Below are 16,258 nucleotides of genomic sequence, written 5' to 3' on the forward strand. Positions count from 1 at the left end.
CGACCGCCATCACATTTCAGCGAACGACAGCCAACTCGTGGCCGCAGGCCAGGCAATGGCTCAGCCATTCACCGAGGAACAGGTTGAGCTGGGCTTTTTCGTCCGGCTGGTGCATGGCCGCATTGGGATACGGATAGATGCTGCGAAAACGCCGGGCGTGCTCGGCGCTGACCACTTCGGCCATGCGCGCGTCGTGGTAGACCTGCACCTCCAGTTGCGGCACCGGCAGCCAGGGCAGGCTGTGCTCCTGGCGCACGCGCAAGGTGGTGGTGTAGGGGCAGGCGAGCACCACATCAAGGACCAGCACGCCAAGCATCTGGTCGCCCTGGGTCATGCCGATACGGCGCGAGCTCATGGTGCTGCGCATGTCGGGCAACAGGCGCATCAAGCGCGCATAGTTGGCCTCACAGGCAGCCTGCAACCCGACCAGATCGACCCGGTAGCGCTCGCGCAGCAGATTCACGACCATAGCCCCCTGACTTCAGCGCGGTTCAAGGCCAGCCATTGCAAGGCAATGATGGTTGCCGCGTTGGCAATTTTGCCGTCGCGCACGGCCTGCAGCGCATCCTCGAGCGCCCAGACCTTGACGCGAATATCCTCACCTTCTTCTTCCAGCCCGTGCAGGCCTCCGGCCCCAATGCTGCTGCAACGGCCCAGGTAAAGATGGACAAATTCATCGCTGCCGCCCGGTGACGGGAAATACCGGGTCATCGGCCACAGCGTACTGAACACAAGCCCAGCTTCCTCCTCGGCCTCGCGGTGTGCAACTTCTTCCGGTTCTTCGTCCTTGTCGATCAGACCGGCGACCAGTTCGATCATCCAGGGGTCTTCAATCTTGCCCAGCGCCCCTACGCGAAACTGTTCGATCAGCACCACTTCGTCGCGCTGTGGATCGTAGGGCAAAACGCAAACAGCATCGTGACGCACGAACAGCTCGCGACTGATCTCACGCCCCATGCCCCCGGCAAACAGCTCGTGGCGCAGGCGCAACTTGTCGAGGCGGTAGAAGCCCTTGTAGCAAGTGGTCCGATCGGCGATATCGACCTTGCTGGGCGTAGCGTTGTTGAACGTGTCTGACATGGGAATCCTCATTGCCTCATTTACCACATCGCGCCATCCTAACCTGCGCACCGCCGTGTTTCACCTCTTTAAAGATACCGCCCGGGCTGCGAGGATAGGCACCCCGCTGGTCTATTCAGCTTAGTGGCGAACTGAAGGCCTTGCCGACGGTCCAAGTCCGATCACCTTTGCCTTACAAGGATCATCATGACGCTTGTGAAACTGACTTCCGTGGCCGTGCTGGCCCTGGCCCTGGGCGCTTGTCAGAGCCTGTTCCAGCCCAACATGCGCACGCCGCTGGAGGTCAAGCGCGACCGCTGGGAGCACATCAAGCCCGGTTGCAGCAACGCCGATTGCCCCCTGGTCAACATCGACACCATCCACTTCCCGGCCAACCCCAAACTGGACGCGATCGTCGAGAAACGCCTGCTGCAACTGACCCAGGACAACGAGCGCAGCGCACCACCCAGCTCACTCAAAGCCTATGAAGAGCAGTTCATGGCCAGCGCCGAAAGCCGCAACAGCAGCTACCTGCAAGCCAAGGTACGCGAGCAGCATGACGGACTGGTGATCATCGAGCTGTCCAGTTACCTGGACACCGGTGGCGCCCATGGTATGCCCGGGCGCGGCTTCATTAACTATTCGCGCCAACAGGACAAGGTCCTGACCCTGCAGGACATGCTGGTGCCAGGCCAGGAAGCGACCTTCTGGAAGACCGCCGAAGAAGCCCATAAAGGCTGGCTGATCAGCACCGGCATGGACAAGGACGCTGACTTCGTCCAGAACTGGCCATTCCGCCAGACCCCGCATATCGCCCTGACCTACGGCGCGGTGGTGCTGAAGTACGAGGTCTATGCCATCGCCCCGTACTCCATGGGCCACATCGAGCTGAAAATCCCCTACCCGCGCCTGAACGGCGTGATCAAGCCGGAGTTGTTTCCCGGTCGCGGCTGACCGCCGGCGCGGCAGTCCAGTAGACCAACCCTGCCAGCAGCAAGGCCGGCAGGGTCGAGCCGACGTTCGGCGCGTAGTGCGCCAGCAGGTGATAAGCTGCGACACCAATTGCCCAGGCCAGCAATGCCGGCCAGTGCAGGCTGTGGATCGGGCTGGTGTCGCTGCGCCGGCGTCGGACGATGAAGTGATCGACCAGCACCACACCGAACAGCGGCGCGAACACCGAGCCGATGAGCAATAGGAAGTTCTGGTATTGCGCCAGCGGCGCGAAGCTGGCGATCAGGGTGCACAGCACGCCGATAGCCAGGGCCAGGTGCTCGACCTTCAGGCGCACCAGCAAACCGCTGGAGACGGCCGCCGAGTGAATATCGGCGAAAGCCTTTTCCGACTCATCGAGCAGGATCAGCAGCAGCGGAATGCCCAGGCCCGCGCCGGCCAGCGCCAGCAGCAGGGTATTGACCTCGCCGGCCGGAGCAAACGCCAGGGTGTAGGCCACGCCCAGACTCATCATCCAGACGTTGCCGACGAAGTAGCCCAGCGCCGTGCCAGCGAACACCCGGCTGGCACGCTGGCTGAAGCGTGAGTAGTCGGCAATCAGCGGCAGCCACGACAGCGGCATGGCAATGGCGATATCAATGCCGATCGCCAGTGGCATCGAGCCATCGCCGGCTTGCGCCCACAGCGCAGCCAGATCGGCCTTGGCGAAGAGGTTCCAGGTCAGCCACAGGCAGGCGCCGATCAGTAGCCAGATGCCCCATTTGCGCAGGATCTTGCGCACGAAGGTCAAGGGGCCGCTGACCGCCAGCAAGGTGGCCAGCGCGCCGAAGCACAAGGTCCACAACAAAGGATTGGTCAGCGCACTGCCGGCGCCGAAGGCACGCTCGCTGAGCAAGCTGGCGGCATCGCGCATGACGATGATTTCGAACGAACCCCAGCCGATCAGTTGCAGCAGGTTGAGCATGGCCGGCAGGCGCGCGCCGTTGCGGCCCAGGCTGCGACGCAGGGCGGCCATGGACGACAGGCCGGTATCGCTGCCGATGACCCCGACAGCCGCCAACAACAGCACGCCGACGCTGGTGCCGATGATGATCGCCAGCACCGCATTGGCCAAGCCCAGGCCGGGGCCGAGCAAGGCGCCGGTCTGCAGGACCATCAGGCCGATGCCGAGGGAAAACCACAGGGAACAGAGGTCGCGGCCGCTGAGCACGCGTTGCTCGGCGGTGACCGGGTGATCGGGGGAAAACTGGCTGAGTGTGCTCACGAGAGTGGTCTCGACAGGAGAAGTTGTTGTTATTTGAGGCCCTATCGCGGGTCAAGTCGAGCCGTTGCACCGCCGCTCCCACTGTGGGAGCGGCGGTGCGACGGCTCGACTTGACCCCCGAATCGGCTTACACCTTTTTGTACAACTGGCTGCCTTCCTGGCGGAACCGCTCGGCCTGCTCGCGCATGCCATCTTCGACTGCCACGTCCACCGCGTCGATGCGCTGGTTGGCGGCGTATTCACGCACTTCCTGGGTAATCTTCATCGAGCAGAACTTCGGTCCGCACATCGAGCAGAAGTGCGCGACCTTGGCCGAGTCCTTGGGCAGGGTCTCGTCGTGGAAGCTACGCGCGGTGTCCGGGTCCAGGCCAAGATTGAACTGGTCTTCCCAGCGGAACTCGAAGCGCGCCTTGGACAGGGCGTTGTCGCGGATTTGCGCGCCGGGATGCCCCTTGGCCAAGTCCGCAGCATGGGCGGCGATCTTGTAGGTGATGATGCCGGTCTTGACGTCATCCTTGTTCGGCAAGCCCAGGTGTTCCTTGGGCGTGACGTAGCAGAGCATGGCGCAACCGAACCAGCCGATCATCGCCGCACCGATACCCGAGGTGATGTGGTCGTAACCCGGGGCGATGTCGGTGGTCAGCGGGCCAAGGGTGTAGAACGGCGCTTCGTCGCAGCACTCGAGCTGCTTGTCCATGTTCTCCTTGATCAACTGCATCGGCACGTGGCCCGGGCCTTCGATCATGCACTGGACGTCATGCTTCCAGGCGATCTTGGTCAGCTCGCCGAGGGTTTCCAGTTCGCCGAACTGCGCTGCGTCGTTGGCATCGGCAATCGAGCCCGGACGCAGGCCGTCGCCCAGCGAGAAGCTGACGTCGTAGGCCTTCATGATTTCGCAGATTTCATCGAAGTGGGTGTAGAGGAAGTTCTCTTTGTGGTGCGCCAGGCACCACTTGGCCATGATCGAACCGCCGCGGCTGACGATGCCAGTAACGCGCTTGGCGGTCAGCGGCACATAGCGCAGCAGTACGCCAGCATGGATGGTGAAATAGTCCACACCCTGCTCGGCCTGTTCGATCAGGGTGTCGCGGAACAGCTCCCAGGTCAGGTCCTCGGCCACGCCGTTGACCTTCTCCAGCGCCTGGTAGATCGGCACGGTACCGATCGGCACCGGCGAGTTGCGGATGATCCACTCGCGGGTTTCGTGGATATGCTTGCCGGTGGACAGGTCCATCACCGTGTCCGAACCCCAGCGGATGCCCCAGGTCAGCTTGGCCACTTCTTCTTCGATGGACGAGCCCAGGGCGCTGTTGCCGATGTTGCCGTTGATCTTCACCAGGAAGTTGCGGCCGATGATCATCGGCTCCAGCTCCACGTGGTTGATGTTGGCCGGGATGATGGCGCGGCCGCGGGCGATCTCTTCGCGGACGAATTCGGCGGTGATTTCTTTCGGGATGCTGGCGCCAAAACTGTGCCCGGCGTGCTGCTGGTCAAGCAGGCCGGCGGCGCGAGCTTCTTGCAGCTTCATGTTTTCGCGGATGGCGACATATTCCATCTCGGCAGTGATGATGCCCTGGCGTGCATAGTGCATCTGGCTGACGTTGGCGCCGGCCTGGGCCCGGCGCGGGTTGCGCACGTGGGCGAAACGCAGCTTGGTCAGCTCGGCATCGGCCAGGCGTTGCTGGCCGAAGTCCGACGACAGGCCGGCCAGGCGCTCGGTGTCGCCACGGGCGTCGATCCAGGCCGAGCGCACATCGCCCAGACCCTTGCGTACGTCGATGATCACGTTGGGGTCGGTGTAGGGGCCGGAAGTGTCGTAGACCAGCACCGGAGCGTTGGCTTCGCCGCCGAAATCGGTGGGGGTGTCATCGAGGCTGATTTCACGCATGGGCACGCGGATGTCCGGGCGCGAGCCCTCGACATAAATTTTGCGCGAGCGGGTGAACGGCTGTACGGACTGTTGATCGACCTGGGCCGATTCACTCAAATTGGTATATTTTTCTTGTTTACTCATCACAGGCTCTCCAGACGGCTTCCTAGCAGTGGAATGTCGGGGAGAACCTGAACGGCACGGACGCACCAAGGGTGGTGCTGTGCCAAATGCGCGGTGATGCCTGCAGCTGTGGTGGCTGACTCGACATTCCCGGACCTGGCACAAGAGACTCGCCGGGAAAGCGAGAAATCTTGTTCCCTACGCAGGCGCTAACCTGATCAGGTTCAACGGGATCCGGATTATCCGATCTCAGCCTCAACGCAAGGCACCCCGACAAGAACGGGGCCAGTCTAGACTGGAGTGGCATACAAAGCCAAGCACCTGGACACGGACACGATAAATGGCGCAAATAGCGGATTGTTGCAAAATGGCTGCGCAACTACACTCACCAGTTCAGAAATACTCACCGTTCAAGGATTGCCCTATGCTGCGCAAACTTTCACTGGCCCTCGCCGTGTCTTGTGCTACCAACGGAATGGCCTGGGCAGCGGACGTGCCCCTGTCGGCGAAGACCGACCTGGTCAGTGTCTATCAGGAGGCCGTGAACAATAACGCCGACCTGGCGGCCGCCCGCGCCAACTACGGCGCTCAGAAGGAAGTGGTGCCTCAGGCCCGCGCTGGCCTGTTGCCGAACCTCTCGGCCGGCGCCGAGATGATGAGCAACCGCACCAAGATCGACAGCCCGTCGGCGACTGCCAACCGCAGTGGCAATTCCTGGCAGGCGACCCTGGCGCAACCGATCTTCCGCGCTGACCGCTGGTTCCAGTTGCAGGCCGCCGAAGCGGTCAACGAGCAGTCAGCCCTGGAACTGTCGGCAACCGAACAGAACCTGATCCTGCAAAGTGCCGAAAACTATTTCGCCGTGCTGCGCGCCCAGGACACCCTGGCTTCGACCAAAGCCGAAGAAGCAGCGTTCAAGCGCCAGCTCGACCAGTCCAACGAGCGCTTCGACGTCGGCCTCTCGGACAAGACCGACGTGCTGCAATCCCAAGCCAGCTATGACACTGCCCGGGCCAACCGCATCGTTGCCCAGCGCCAGGTCGATGACGCCTTCGAGGCGCTGATCACCCTGACCAACCGCGACTACAACTCGGTACAAGGCATCGTCCACACCTTGCCGGTGCAAGTGCCAGTACCGAACGATGCCAAAGCCTGGGTCGAGACTGCCGGCAAGCAGAACCTCAATCTGCTCGCCACCAACTACGCGGTGAGCGCCGCCGAAGAAACCCTGCGCCAGCGCAAGGCCGGGCACGCGCCGACCGTGGATGCGGTAGCGCGCTACCAGAAAGGCGACAACGACAGCCTGGGCTTCACCAACCCCAACCTTACCGGACAGAACTACAGCGGTGATGTCGAGCAGACCAGCATCGGCCTGCAACTGAACATCCCGATCTACAGCGGCGGCCTGACCAGCTCGCAAGTGCGCGAGGCCTACCAGCGCCTGAGCCAGAGCGAACAGCAGCGCGAAAGCCTGCGCCGCCAGGTGGTGGAAAACACCCGCAACCTGCACCGCGCGGTGAACACCGACGTGGAACAGGTACAAGCGCGCAAGCAGTCGATCATCTCCAACCAGAGCGCCCTGGAAGCCACTGAAATCGGCTACCAGGTGGGTACCCGCAATATCGTCGACGTGCTCGACGCCCAGCGCCAGCTGTACACCTCGGTGCGTGATTACAACAACACCCGCTACGACTACATCCTCGACAACCTGCGCCTGAAGCAGGCCGCGGGCACCTTGAGCCCGCAGGACCTGAACGACCTGAGCCGTTACCTGAAACCGGACTACAACCCGGACAAGGACTTCCTGCCGCCGGACCTGGCCGCTGCGGCCAAGGCCAACTTCGAAGCACGGCCCTGAAACGCAATCGCCGGCAAAGCCGGCTCCCACAAAACCCTGTGTGGAGCCGGCCTTGCCGGCGATGGCAGGCAAAGTCTGCCTAGATCAACCGCCCCAACCCTTCAAGCAAGCGCTGCAACGCCCCCTGGTTGGCCTTCATCACCGCCAGCCCTGCCGCCCCCATGCGTTGCGCATCTCGAGGCAACTCGATCAAGCGGCGCACCTCGGCCGCCACCCCCTGGACATCATCGACTTCCTGCAAGGCACCGGCCTCACGCAGCATCGCCGCGATCTCGAGAAAGTTGAACAAATGCGGACCACTGAGCACCGGCAATGACAATGCCGCAGGCTCCAGCAGGTTGTGCCCGCCATTGGGCACCAGGCTGCCACCAACGAAGGCAATATCGGCCAGGGCATAGAGAAACAGCAGCTCACCCATGGTGTCGCCGAGCAGCACTGCGGTATCAGCAGCCACCGGTTCGCCACTGGAACGACGTACCGTCGGCAATTGCCCGCGGCACAACTCGAAGACACTGTTGAAGCGCTCCGGGTGACGCGGCACCAGAATCAGCAAGGCGTCGGCATGGTGCTCGCGCAACTGCCGGTGAGCGGCGAGGATGATCTCGTCCTCGCCTTCATGAGTGCTGGCCGCGATCCACACCGGACGCTGAGCGGCCTGCCATTGCTCACGCAAGGCCTGCGCACGCGACAACAGGTGCTCGTCGATGCTCAGGTCGAACTTGATCGAACCGGTCACCTGCACGCATTCCAGGCGCGCACCCAACTGGCGAAAACGCTGGGCTTCGGTTTCGGTCTGCACCGCGATCAGGCTCATCTGCGCCAGCATCGGCCGGGTCAACCCGGCAAAGCGCGCATAGCCCCGGGCCGAGCGCTCGGACAACCGCGCGTTAGCCAGGGCCACGGGAATGCCGCGCTTGGCACACTGGTGAATGTGATTGGGCCACAGCTCGGTTTCCATGATCACCGCAAGCTTGGGCTGCACGTGATCGAGAAAGCGTCCGGCGGCCCAGGGCAAGTCGTATGGCAGGTAGCAGTGCTGGATGCGCGGTTCATCGGCAAACATCGCCCGAACCCGCTCGGAACCGGTCGGGGTCATGCAGGTGATAGTGATCGGCAGCTGTGGATAAGCCTGCAGCAAGGCGCGAATCATCGGCGCGGCGGCAATGCTCTCGCCCACCGACACCGCATGCACCCAGATCCCGCCTTCGGCCATGGCCGGCAGGTTCAGGGCAAATCGCTCACCGATGCGCTGACCATAAGCCGGCGCCTTGCGCGAACGCAGGAACAGGCGCAGCGCAACCAGCGGCAGGCCCAGGTGAAACAGCAAGGTATAGAGGGTTCTGTTCATGGCGCCGAAGTGTACTAGCCAATTGCGCGCAAGTGCACTGCGAAGCGTTCAGCCAACCACTGCGCGGCGGGGCCCAGCGGCTCGTCACGCCGCCACACCAGCTCGACCACCAGCGCCGGCGGCGTCCACTCGCTGGCCAGCTCGACCATTTGCGCCTGGTACGTGGGGTACTGCACCACATGCCGTGGCAGCCAGGCCCAGCCCAGCCCGCGCATCAGCAGTTCGGCCATGGCGTAGAAGCTGTCGGCGCGCCAGATCTGCGGGCTGATCGGTTCGCCACCGGGGTAGCCGCTTTCCTGCGGGGTAATCAGCAATTGACGGTGGCGGGCCAGGTCCTGGCGAGTGACGCGATCCAACCGGGTCAAGGGATGATCTACGCCACACGCGGTGACCATCTCGATCCGCCCCACTGCCCGGCGCTCCAGGGACACCGGCATCTGGTCATGGTGGAACAGCAGCCCCAGATCGGCACGCCGCTCGATCAGCTTGCGCGCCACGTCGCCCTGGGCACCGCTGGCCATCTGCACTTCGAGCAAGGGGAACTGCCGGGCCAGTTCATCGAGGCTGTCGATCACCGGCTGATACGGCATGGCCTCGTCCTGAGCCACACGCAGTTGTGCCTCCTGCCCGCGCATCAAGGCCAGGGCCCGACCATCCAGGCGCTCGCACTGGCGCAGCAGTTCGCGGGCATCTTCCAGCAAGGTTGCGCCGGCCTCGGTCAGGCGTGGCTGGCGGCCGCTGCTGCGCTCGAACAAGGTCACACCCAGGTCGGCCTCCAGCAGGGCAATACCATTGCTCACCGCCGATTGCGCCTTGCGCTGTTCACGGGCTACGGCCGAGAACGAACGTAGCTCGGCGACCCGCACGAACATGCGCAACTGCTCCAGATTCCACTGCTCGGCCATCAACCTATCTCCAGGAAAGATAGGTAATGACTTTACCCCATTCAGGCTTGCTCTAGAATGCCCAGCCAGAACAGAGGATCACCGACATGAATGCCTACACCTACCTGGCTATCGCCATCTGCGCCGAAGTCATCGCCACCGCGTCGATGAAAGCCGTCAAGGGCCTGAGCACGCCCCTGCCGCTGCTGCTGATGGTCTGTGGCTACGCTGTGGCGTTCTGGATGCTGACCCTGGTGGTGCGCAGCATTCCGGTGGGTATCGCCTATGCAATCTGGTCGGGCTTGGGCATCGTCCTGATCAGCGTTGCGGCGCTGGTGATCTACGGGCAGAAGCTGGACGTGCCGGCGATGCTCGGCATGGCCATGATCGTCGGCGGTGTGGTGGTGATCCAGGTCTTCTCGAAAACCGCCGGGCATTGATCGGCAACCGGGTGCAATGGCTCACAGGCTGTATACTGGGCGTCTGTCCAAGCTTGTGAGGTTCATGCATGCCAACCGTAATTTCCACCGATGTGCTGATCGTCGGCGCCGGGGTCGCAGGCCTCTGGCTCAATGCCCGCCTGCGTCGGCTCGGCTATTCGACGGTACTGGTGGAGCGCGCCAGCCTCGGTGGCGAGCAGACCCTCAAATCCCAAGGGATCATCCACGGTGGCGCCAAATATGCGCTGCACGGCGCCCTGACCGGCGCCTCGGAAGCCATCGCCGACATGCCCCGGCGCTGGCGCGAAGCCCTGGCCGGCAATGGCGAGCTGGACCTGACCGGCGTGCGCCTGCTGTCCGAAGCCCATTACCTGTGGTCCCCCGGCACCCTGGCCGGTAACCTCACCAGCTTCTTTGCCAGCAAGGCAGTGCGCGGCCGGGTTGATCAGGTCAAAGGCGATCAGTTGCCACCCGCCCTGCAGGACCGCGCGTTCAAGGGCAAGGTCTATCGTTTGGCCGAGTTGGTCGTCGACGTGCCGAGCCTGCTCAACAAGCTTGCGGAACTGGCCGGCGACAGCCTGCTGGCCGCAGAAACCATCGAGCCCCTGCACGATAATGGCGAGCTGACCGGCCTGCGCGTCGATGGCCGCGAAATCCGCGCCCAACGCGTGGTACTCAGCGCGGGTGCCGGCAATGCTGCCTTGCTCCAGGCTCTGGGCCTGAGCCAGCCGGCCATGCAGCGCCGGCCGCTGCACATGGTCATGGCCAAGGGCGCCAGCCTCAAACCACTGTACGCCCACTGCCTGGGCGGCGGGCCGAAGCCACGCATCACCGTTACCAGCCACCCGGCCGCTGATGGTCAGTGGGTCTGGTACCTGGGCGGCGACCTGGCCGAAGCAGAGGGCGTGGCCCGCGAGCCCGACGCGCAGATCGCCGCGGCGAAAAAAGAAGTCGCCAATCTGCTGCCATGGGTCGACCTGAGCCAGGTGCGCTGGGCAACCGTGCGTATCGACCGCGCTGAGCCTGCGCAATCGGGCCTGGTACGCCCCGACAATGCCTTCCTCGCCGAGGAGCAACGTCTGCTGGTGGGTTGGCCGACCAAGCTGGCCCTGGCCCCGGACTTCAGCGACCGGGTGCTGGCCAACCTTGAGCGCGACGGCATCAAGCCGGCCGGCCAGGCCGCCTTGCCCGGACTGCCGCGGCCGCCCATGGCCCTGCCGGTGTGGGAGCAACTGCTGCCATGAGCCTGCCGACCCTGCACGACCTGCATCGCCCACTCGGCAGCACCGGCCTGATGGTTTCGCCACTGGGCCTGGGCACGGTCAAGCTCGGCCGCGATCAGGGCGTCAAATACCCCAGCGGCTTCACCATTCCTGATGATGACGAAGCCCGGATGCTGCTGGCCCAGGCCCGGGAACTGGGCATCAATCTAATCGATACCGCACCCGCCTATGGCCGCAGCGAAGAACGCCTCGGCCCGCTGTTGCGTGGCCAGCGTGATCACTGGGTGATCGTCAGCAAGGTCGGTGAAGAGTTCGAGGATGGCCAGTCGCGCTTCGACTTCAGTGCGGCGCACACGCGCTTTTCCATCGAGCGCAGCCTCACGCGCCTGGAAACCGACTGCATCGACCTGGTGCTGGTGCATTCCGACGGCAACGACCTGCATATCCTTGAGCACGAAGAGGTCTACCAGGCCCTCGAAGCGCTGAAGCAGGAAGGCAAGATCCGTGGCTTCGGGCTGTCCGGCAAAACTGCAGCCGGCGGCCTCAAGGCGCTCGAACGCGGCGATTGCGCCATGGTCACCTACAATCTGAACGAGCAGGCTGAACGTCCGGTGATCGATTATGCTGCCGACCACGGCAAGGCGATCCTGGTGAAAAAGGCCCTGGCCAGTGGTCACGCATGCCTGAGCCCGGGTGTCGACCCGGTGCGTGCCAGCTTCGAACTGCTGTTCGCCCACCCCGGCGTCAGCAGTGCTATTGTCGGTACCATCAACCCGCTGCACCTGGCCCATAATGTGGCGACCGTCGCCAACGTTCTGCGCCGCTGACATTCATGCCGCCGCCGCGGCCGACCCCAACGCAAGAAGGAGCCGACATGCCGCGAACGCTGATCCGCAAGAACCCAAGCAACTTCAAAACCCTGCCGTTGCATGTCGAGGCCAGCCCCGAAGGCCTGGTCTACCAGAGCATCGGCATGCCGCTGAACTTCGCCCAGACCCTGCAACGACGCAAGCCAATCCAGCTCGCCGACAGCCAGCACTTTGCTGTCGAGTTGGCCAACCTTGGCGTGTCGGTACGGCTGACCCTGCGCTGGCAGAATCGCGATTACTGGGTGCTGGTGCGTCAGCGCCGCCAGGACCGTGGCGACGTGGTCTTGAAGTTGATCTCCGGCTACGTGCCAGCCCAAGAGCTGAACCTGCCGCTGCATACAGCGATTCAGGAGGTTGCCGAGGAATGCCTGCTGGAAACCCCGGAAGGCTGGCTGGGCGGGCGCTTCAACGATACCTGGCTACCGGCCCCCTACGCTGACGCCCTGCACTACCGCGAAGCCCTGCCGTTTGTCCTGACCCCGCAATCCGGCGCCGCACGCCCGGTGCGCTGCGCCAACCTGCAGCTACTGGAGCGGCCGCGTGCCTACGTGCATTTGCCCACCGCCTCGCTGCAACTGATCTACGACCTGTGCCTGCAAGTGCCGCGCGAGGCCAAATCACTGAGCCTGTTTCATGTCGATGAGCGCCTTGAAGGCGACCAGTTGGTGGCCCGTCTCAACCGCAAGCGTCCCGACCTTTACCTGATGCCGCTGGAAGACGGCCAGCCACGCGCCGAGCTCTATACCCTGAGCAAGGATCGCCTGGTACCGGCCACCACCCGCGGGCTTTACCTGGCCGAAAGCTTCGCCCGGCAGGAAGGATGGCTGGTCAGGGATGAGCGGATTCGCTGGAAAGACTGGGTCAGGCAGCAAGGCCTGACGCCCGCGAAGCCGGACAGCGGCTTGAAGCGGCTGACCGGCAGGGCGCGGGAGTTGTTGCAGATGGCGCGTGGCGGATTGCGCAAGTAGAACCGATCACGGGGCGACTTGCCCCGCGATGCTTCAGTTCTTGCGGATCTTCTCGACAATGGCGGTGGTCGAGCTGTTTTCCACCAGGCCCAGCACCTTCACGGTGCCGCCGTAGGCCTTGACGATGTCGGCGCCAACTACCTGGTCGATACCGTAGTCTCCGCCCTTGACCAACACATCCGGCTTGACCTGGCTCAGCAGGTTTTCCGGGGTACCTTCAGGGAAGCTGATGACCCAGTCCACGGCGCCGAGGCCAGCCAGCACGGCCATGCGCCGGTCAACACTGTTGATCGGCCGGCCCGGGCCTTTCAGGCGGCTGACCGAGGCGTCGTCGTTGACCGCGACGATCAGGCGATCGCCCTGGGCTCGGGCCTGCTCGAGGTAGGTCACGTGACCGGCATGCAGAATGTCGAAGCAACCGTTGGTGAAGACAATCTTCTCGTTGTGCGCGCGGGCATCGTCGATGGCCAGCAGCAACTGGTCGAGGCTCAGCACGCCACGCTCGGAACCTTCTTCGCGCTGGATGGCACGGCGCAGCTCAGGGGCGCTGATGGCGGCGGTACCCAGCTTGCCGACCACGATACCGGCGGCAAGATTTGCCAGACCTACGGCATGCGGCAGCTCTTCGCCGGCAGCGATGGCCGCGGCCAGGGTCGAGATCACTGTATCGCCAGCACCGGTCACGTCGAACACTTCACGGGCACGGGCTGGCAGGTGCAAGGCCGGGTGATCAGGACGCAGCAGCGTCATGCCGTGTTCGCCACGGGTCACCAGCAAGGCGCCCAGTTCCAGCTCGCTCATCAACTGAGCGCCCTTGGCCACCAGCTCGGCCTCGTCGGCACAACGGCCAACGATTGTTTCGAATTCGCTGAGGTTCGGGGTGATCAGGCTGGCGCCACGATAGATCGAGAAATCCTTGCCCTTGGGGTCGGCCAGCACCGGAATGCCCTTGGCCCGGGCCGCCTGGATCAGGCTCTGGTGGTTTTTCAATGCCCCCTTGCCATAGTCCGACAGCACCAGCACCTTGACGCCATCGAGCAACGCATCGACCTCGGCGCCCAGGGACAGCGGGTCGGTGGCAAAGGGCTCTTCAAAGTCGATACGCAGCAACTGCTGGTGACGGCTCATGACCCGCAACTTGACGATGGTCGGCTGGTGAGCAATACGCTGGAAGATCGAGCGTACACCAGCAGCCTGCAAGCTGTTGGCAAGGCTGTCGGCAGCCTCGTCCTGACCGGTCACGCCAACCAGCGCTGCCGGCGCGCCCAGAGCGGCGATGTTCAAGGCCACGTTGGCAGCACCGCCGGGACGGTCCTCGATCTGTTCGACCTTGACCACCGGCACCGGCGCTTCAGGTGAAATCCGTGAGGTACCGCCATGCCAATAGCGGTCGAGCATGACATCGCCCACCACCAGTACCGGGGCTTGATCGAAACGCGGCATGGACAACTTCATGGGCAACCCATATACAAAATAATTAACAGGGGCAGGATATTAGCACAGGCAAAGCGAAGGCTTGTTTACCGCCTTGTTGCGAGGCTTTCCAGGGAAAGGCAACCGGGGCCAACAAGCCCCGGTGCGGGTGGATCAGGTGATGTCGACCTTGGCCGGCTCATCCAGCCCCATGGCATGCAGCCTGGCGTAGTAGCCATTGGCAGCCAGCAACTCGGCGTGAGTACCACGCTCGACCAGCTTGCCCTGGTCCATCACCAGGATCATGTCGGCCTTCTCGATGGTCGACAGACGGTGGGCGATCACCAGGGTGGTGCGACCTTTCATCACATGATCCAGGGCGGCCTGGATGTGCCGCTCGGACTCGGTATCGAGGGCCGAAGTGGCCTCATCGAGAATCAGCAACGGCGCATTCTTGAGCAGCGCCCGGGCAATCGCCAAACGCTGGCGCTGGCCGCCAGACAACAGCACGCCGTTTTCACCGACCTGGGTATCGAAGCCCTTGGGCAACTGGTCGACGAATTCCTTGGCATAGGCATCGGCGGCGGCGGCCTCGATTTCGGCTCGTGGCGCCCCGGCCAGATCGCCATAGGCGATGTTGTTGGCCACGGTATCGTTGAACAGCGTTACATGCTGGGTCACCTGGGCGACGTGCTTGCGCAGGTTGCGCAGCCGGTAGTTTTCAATCTCCACGCCATCGAGCAGGATCTGCCCCTGGTCGTGGTGGTAGAAACGCGGGATCAACCCCGCCAGGGTCGACTTGCCACTGCCCGAACGGCCCACCAGGGCGATCATCTGCCCGGGTTCGGCGGTGAAGGAAATATCGGTCAGGACCTGACGTTCGGTACCCGGATAGGTGAAGCTCAGGTTGCGGACCTCAAGGCGACCCACTACACGGTCGAGTTCAACAGTGCCGCTGTCGACTTCTGGCGCCTCGTCCAGTTGCTCGAAAATGCTTTCGGCTCCGGCCAGGCCCTTTTGAATGGTCGAACTGACTTCCGACAACTGGCGAATCGGTTTGGGCAGCAGACCCGCCGCGGTGATATAGGCAACCAGGTCACCTGCCGTGGCATCACCTCGCAGGAACAACACCAGGAACATCAGCGCGGCCATGGCGGTATAGATCACCAGCTGCAACATCGGCGTGTAGACCGCGCCGGTCTTGGTCATGCGCAGCTGCTTGTCGGTGTTGCTCTGGCTGGCATTGGCAAAGCGCTGTTGCTCATAGCTTTCGCCACCGAAGCTGCGCACGACCCGGTAGCCCTGGATAGTCTCGGAAGCGACGTGGGTAACGTCACCCATGGCCACCTGGATCTTCTTGCTCTGCTTACGGAATTTCTTGCTCGCCGTACCGACCATCACCGCAATGATCGGCAGGATTGCCAGCATCACCAGGGTCAACTTCCAGTTCATCCACAGCAGGTAGACAAACAGGAAGACCACGGTCAGACCTTCACGTATCACCACCTTGATTGCATCGGTTGCCGCGCCGGTGACCATGGTCACGTTGAAGGTGATGCGTGAAATCAGGTGACCGGAGTTGTGGTTGTCGAAGTAACGGTTAGGCAGCACCAACAGCTTGTTGAACAACTCGACCCGCAGGTCGTGCACCAGGCCCAGGGAAACCTTGGCCAGGAAGTAGTTGCCCAGGAACGAGCCGAGGCCCTGCCAGGCGGCGATCAGCACGATCAGCAGCGGCACCGCCTGCAGCAACTGCAGGTCCTTGAGATACGGCACGTTGGGGAACAACACCGCCTGGGGATTGCTCAAGCCATCGACGAAATACTTGAGAATCCCGGCCAGCATTGGCTGGGTCGAAGCAAAGATCACAAAGCCGAGGATACTCAGCATAAAAATGCCGATGTACGGCTTCACATAGCTCAGCAGCCGGAAGTAGATTTTCAGGCTGGAGCTCTGCTCCGCCTCTCGCGGTGTTTCGGCCATCGTCG

The 16,258-nt window shown here is 63.2% G+C and carries 14 protein-coding genes and 1 riboswitch; of the genes, 6 read left to right on the forward strand and 8 right to left on the reverse strand.

Going from position 1 to position 16,258, the window contains the following annotated elements:
• Positions 1-16: 16 nt before the first annotated feature.
• A complete protein-coding gene (locus F8N82_RS22525) occupies positions 17-469 on the reverse strand; it encodes a DUF1249 domain-containing protein (protein ID WP_038997472.1) in 453 nt (150 codons plus the stop codon).
• Complete coding sequence (locus F8N82_RS22530; RefSeq protein ID WP_038997473.1) at positions 460-1,080, reverse strand: NUDIX domain-containing protein; 621 nt, start codon at positions 1,078-1,080, stop codon at positions 460-462. Before F8N82_RS22530 ends, F8N82_RS22525 begins: the two co-directional genes overlap by 10 nt.
• Before the next feature lie 186 nt (positions 1,081-1,266).
• Between F8N82_RS22530 and F8N82_RS22535 the strand changes: the two genes are divergently transcribed.
• On the forward strand, positions 1,267-2,013 hold the full coding sequence (locus F8N82_RS22535) for a DUF3298 and DUF4163 domain-containing protein (protein ID WP_038997474.1): 747 nt from the start codon (positions 1,267-1,269) through the stop codon (positions 2,011-2,013).
• Here the strand turns inward: F8N82_RS22535 and cytX are convergent.
• Both cytX and thiC read right to left on the reverse strand, forming a co-directional pair.
• Entirely contained in the window at positions 1,982-3,274 is a 1,293-nt protein-coding gene (cytX, locus tag F8N82_RS22540; RefSeq protein ID WP_038997475.1) for a putative hydroxymethylpyrimidine transporter CytX, read from the reverse strand. The genes F8N82_RS22535 and cytX overlap by 32 nt on opposite strands.
• 127 nt (positions 3,275-3,401) lie before the next feature.
• Positions 3,402-5,288: a phosphomethylpyrimidine synthase ThiC gene (thiC, locus tag F8N82_RS22545; RefSeq protein ID WP_038997476.1), complete on the reverse strand. Its 1,887-nt coding sequence runs from the start codon at positions 5,286-5,288 to the stop codon at positions 3,402-3,404.
• Positions 5,289-5,445: 157 nt separating this feature from the next.
• Positions 5,446-5,550, reverse strand: a riboswitch (TPP riboswitch).
• A 141-nt stretch (positions 5,551-5,691) separates the two neighbouring features.
• Here thiC and F8N82_RS22550 point away from each other — a divergent pair.
• On the forward strand, positions 5,692-7,125 hold the full coding sequence (locus tag F8N82_RS22550; RefSeq protein WP_038997477.1) for a TolC family outer membrane protein: 1,434 nt from the start codon (positions 5,692-5,694) through the stop codon (positions 7,123-7,125).
• A gap of 79 nt (positions 7,126-7,204) precedes the next feature.
• Here F8N82_RS22550 and waaA read toward each other — a convergent pair whose 3' ends face one another.
• Together waaA and F8N82_RS22560 are read right to left on the reverse strand one after the other, a co-directional pair.
• The gene (gene waaA / locus F8N82_RS22555; protein ID WP_038997478.1) at positions 7,205-8,473 is read right to left on the reverse strand and encodes a lipid IV(A) 3-deoxy-D-manno-octulosonic acid transferase; all 1,269 of its coding nucleotides are present in this window, start codon (positions 8,471-8,473) and stop codon (positions 7,205-7,207) included.
• Positions 8,474-8,487: 14 nt separating this feature from the next.
• On the reverse strand, positions 8,488-9,378 hold the full coding sequence (locus tag F8N82_RS22560; protein ID WP_038997479.1) for a LysR family transcriptional regulator: 891 nt from the start codon (positions 9,376-9,378) through the stop codon (positions 8,488-8,490).
• An 86-nt stretch (positions 9,379-9,464) separates the two neighbouring features.
• On the opposite strand from F8N82_RS22560, the gene F8N82_RS22565 reads away from it, so the two are divergent.
• The 4 genes from F8N82_RS22565 to F8N82_RS22580 all read left to right on the forward strand — a co-directional run bounded on the left by F8N82_RS22565 (position 9,465) and on the right by F8N82_RS22580 (position 12,857).
• Positions 9,465-9,797 (forward strand): DMT family transporter, encoded by a 333-nt coding sequence (locus F8N82_RS22565; protein ID WP_038997480.1) that lies wholly within the window; start codon positions 9,465-9,467, stop codon positions 9,795-9,797.
• Positions 9,798-9,865: 68 nt separating this feature from the next.
• Positions 9,866-11,041, forward strand: coding sequence for an NAD(P)/FAD-dependent oxidoreductase (locus F8N82_RS22570; RefSeq protein WP_038997481.1), 1,176 nt, complete (start codon positions 9,866-9,868; stop codon positions 11,039-11,041).
• Positions 11,038-11,847, forward strand: a complete 810-nt coding sequence (locus tag F8N82_RS22575) for an aldo/keto reductase (protein ID WP_038997482.1) — start codon at positions 11,038-11,040, stop codon at positions 11,845-11,847. The genes F8N82_RS22570 and F8N82_RS22575 overlap by 4 nt, the downstream gene beginning before the upstream one ends.
• A 47-nt stretch (positions 11,848-11,894) precedes the next feature.
• On the forward strand, positions 11,895-12,857 hold the full coding sequence (locus tag F8N82_RS22580) for a hypothetical protein (protein ID WP_038997483.1): 963 nt from the start codon (positions 11,895-11,897) through the stop codon (positions 12,855-12,857).
• 33 nt (positions 12,858-12,890) lie between these two features.
• Here F8N82_RS22580 and hldE read toward each other — a convergent pair whose 3' ends face one another.
• The gene (gene hldE / locus F8N82_RS22585) at positions 12,891-14,312 is read right to left on the reverse strand and encodes a bifunctional D-glycero-beta-D-manno-heptose-7-phosphate kinase/D-glycero-beta-D-manno-heptose 1-phosphate adenylyltransferase HldE (RefSeq protein ID WP_038997484.1); all 1,422 of its coding nucleotides are present in this window, start codon (positions 14,310-14,312) and stop codon (positions 12,891-12,893) included.
• Between the two features lie 132 nt (positions 14,313-14,444).
• Complete coding sequence (gene msbA, locus F8N82_RS22590) at positions 14,445-16,253, reverse strand: lipid A export permease/ATP-binding protein MsbA (RefSeq protein ID WP_038997485.1); 1,809 nt, start codon at positions 16,251-16,253, stop codon at positions 14,445-14,447.
• Between the last annotated feature and the right edge of the window lie 5 nt (positions 16,254-16,258).

The sequence above is a fragment of the Pseudomonas fluorescens genome, assembly GCF_902497775.2.
Classification (GTDB): Bacteria; Pseudomonadota; Gammaproteobacteria; order Pseudomonadales; family Pseudomonadaceae; genus Aquipseudomonas; species Aquipseudomonas putida_F.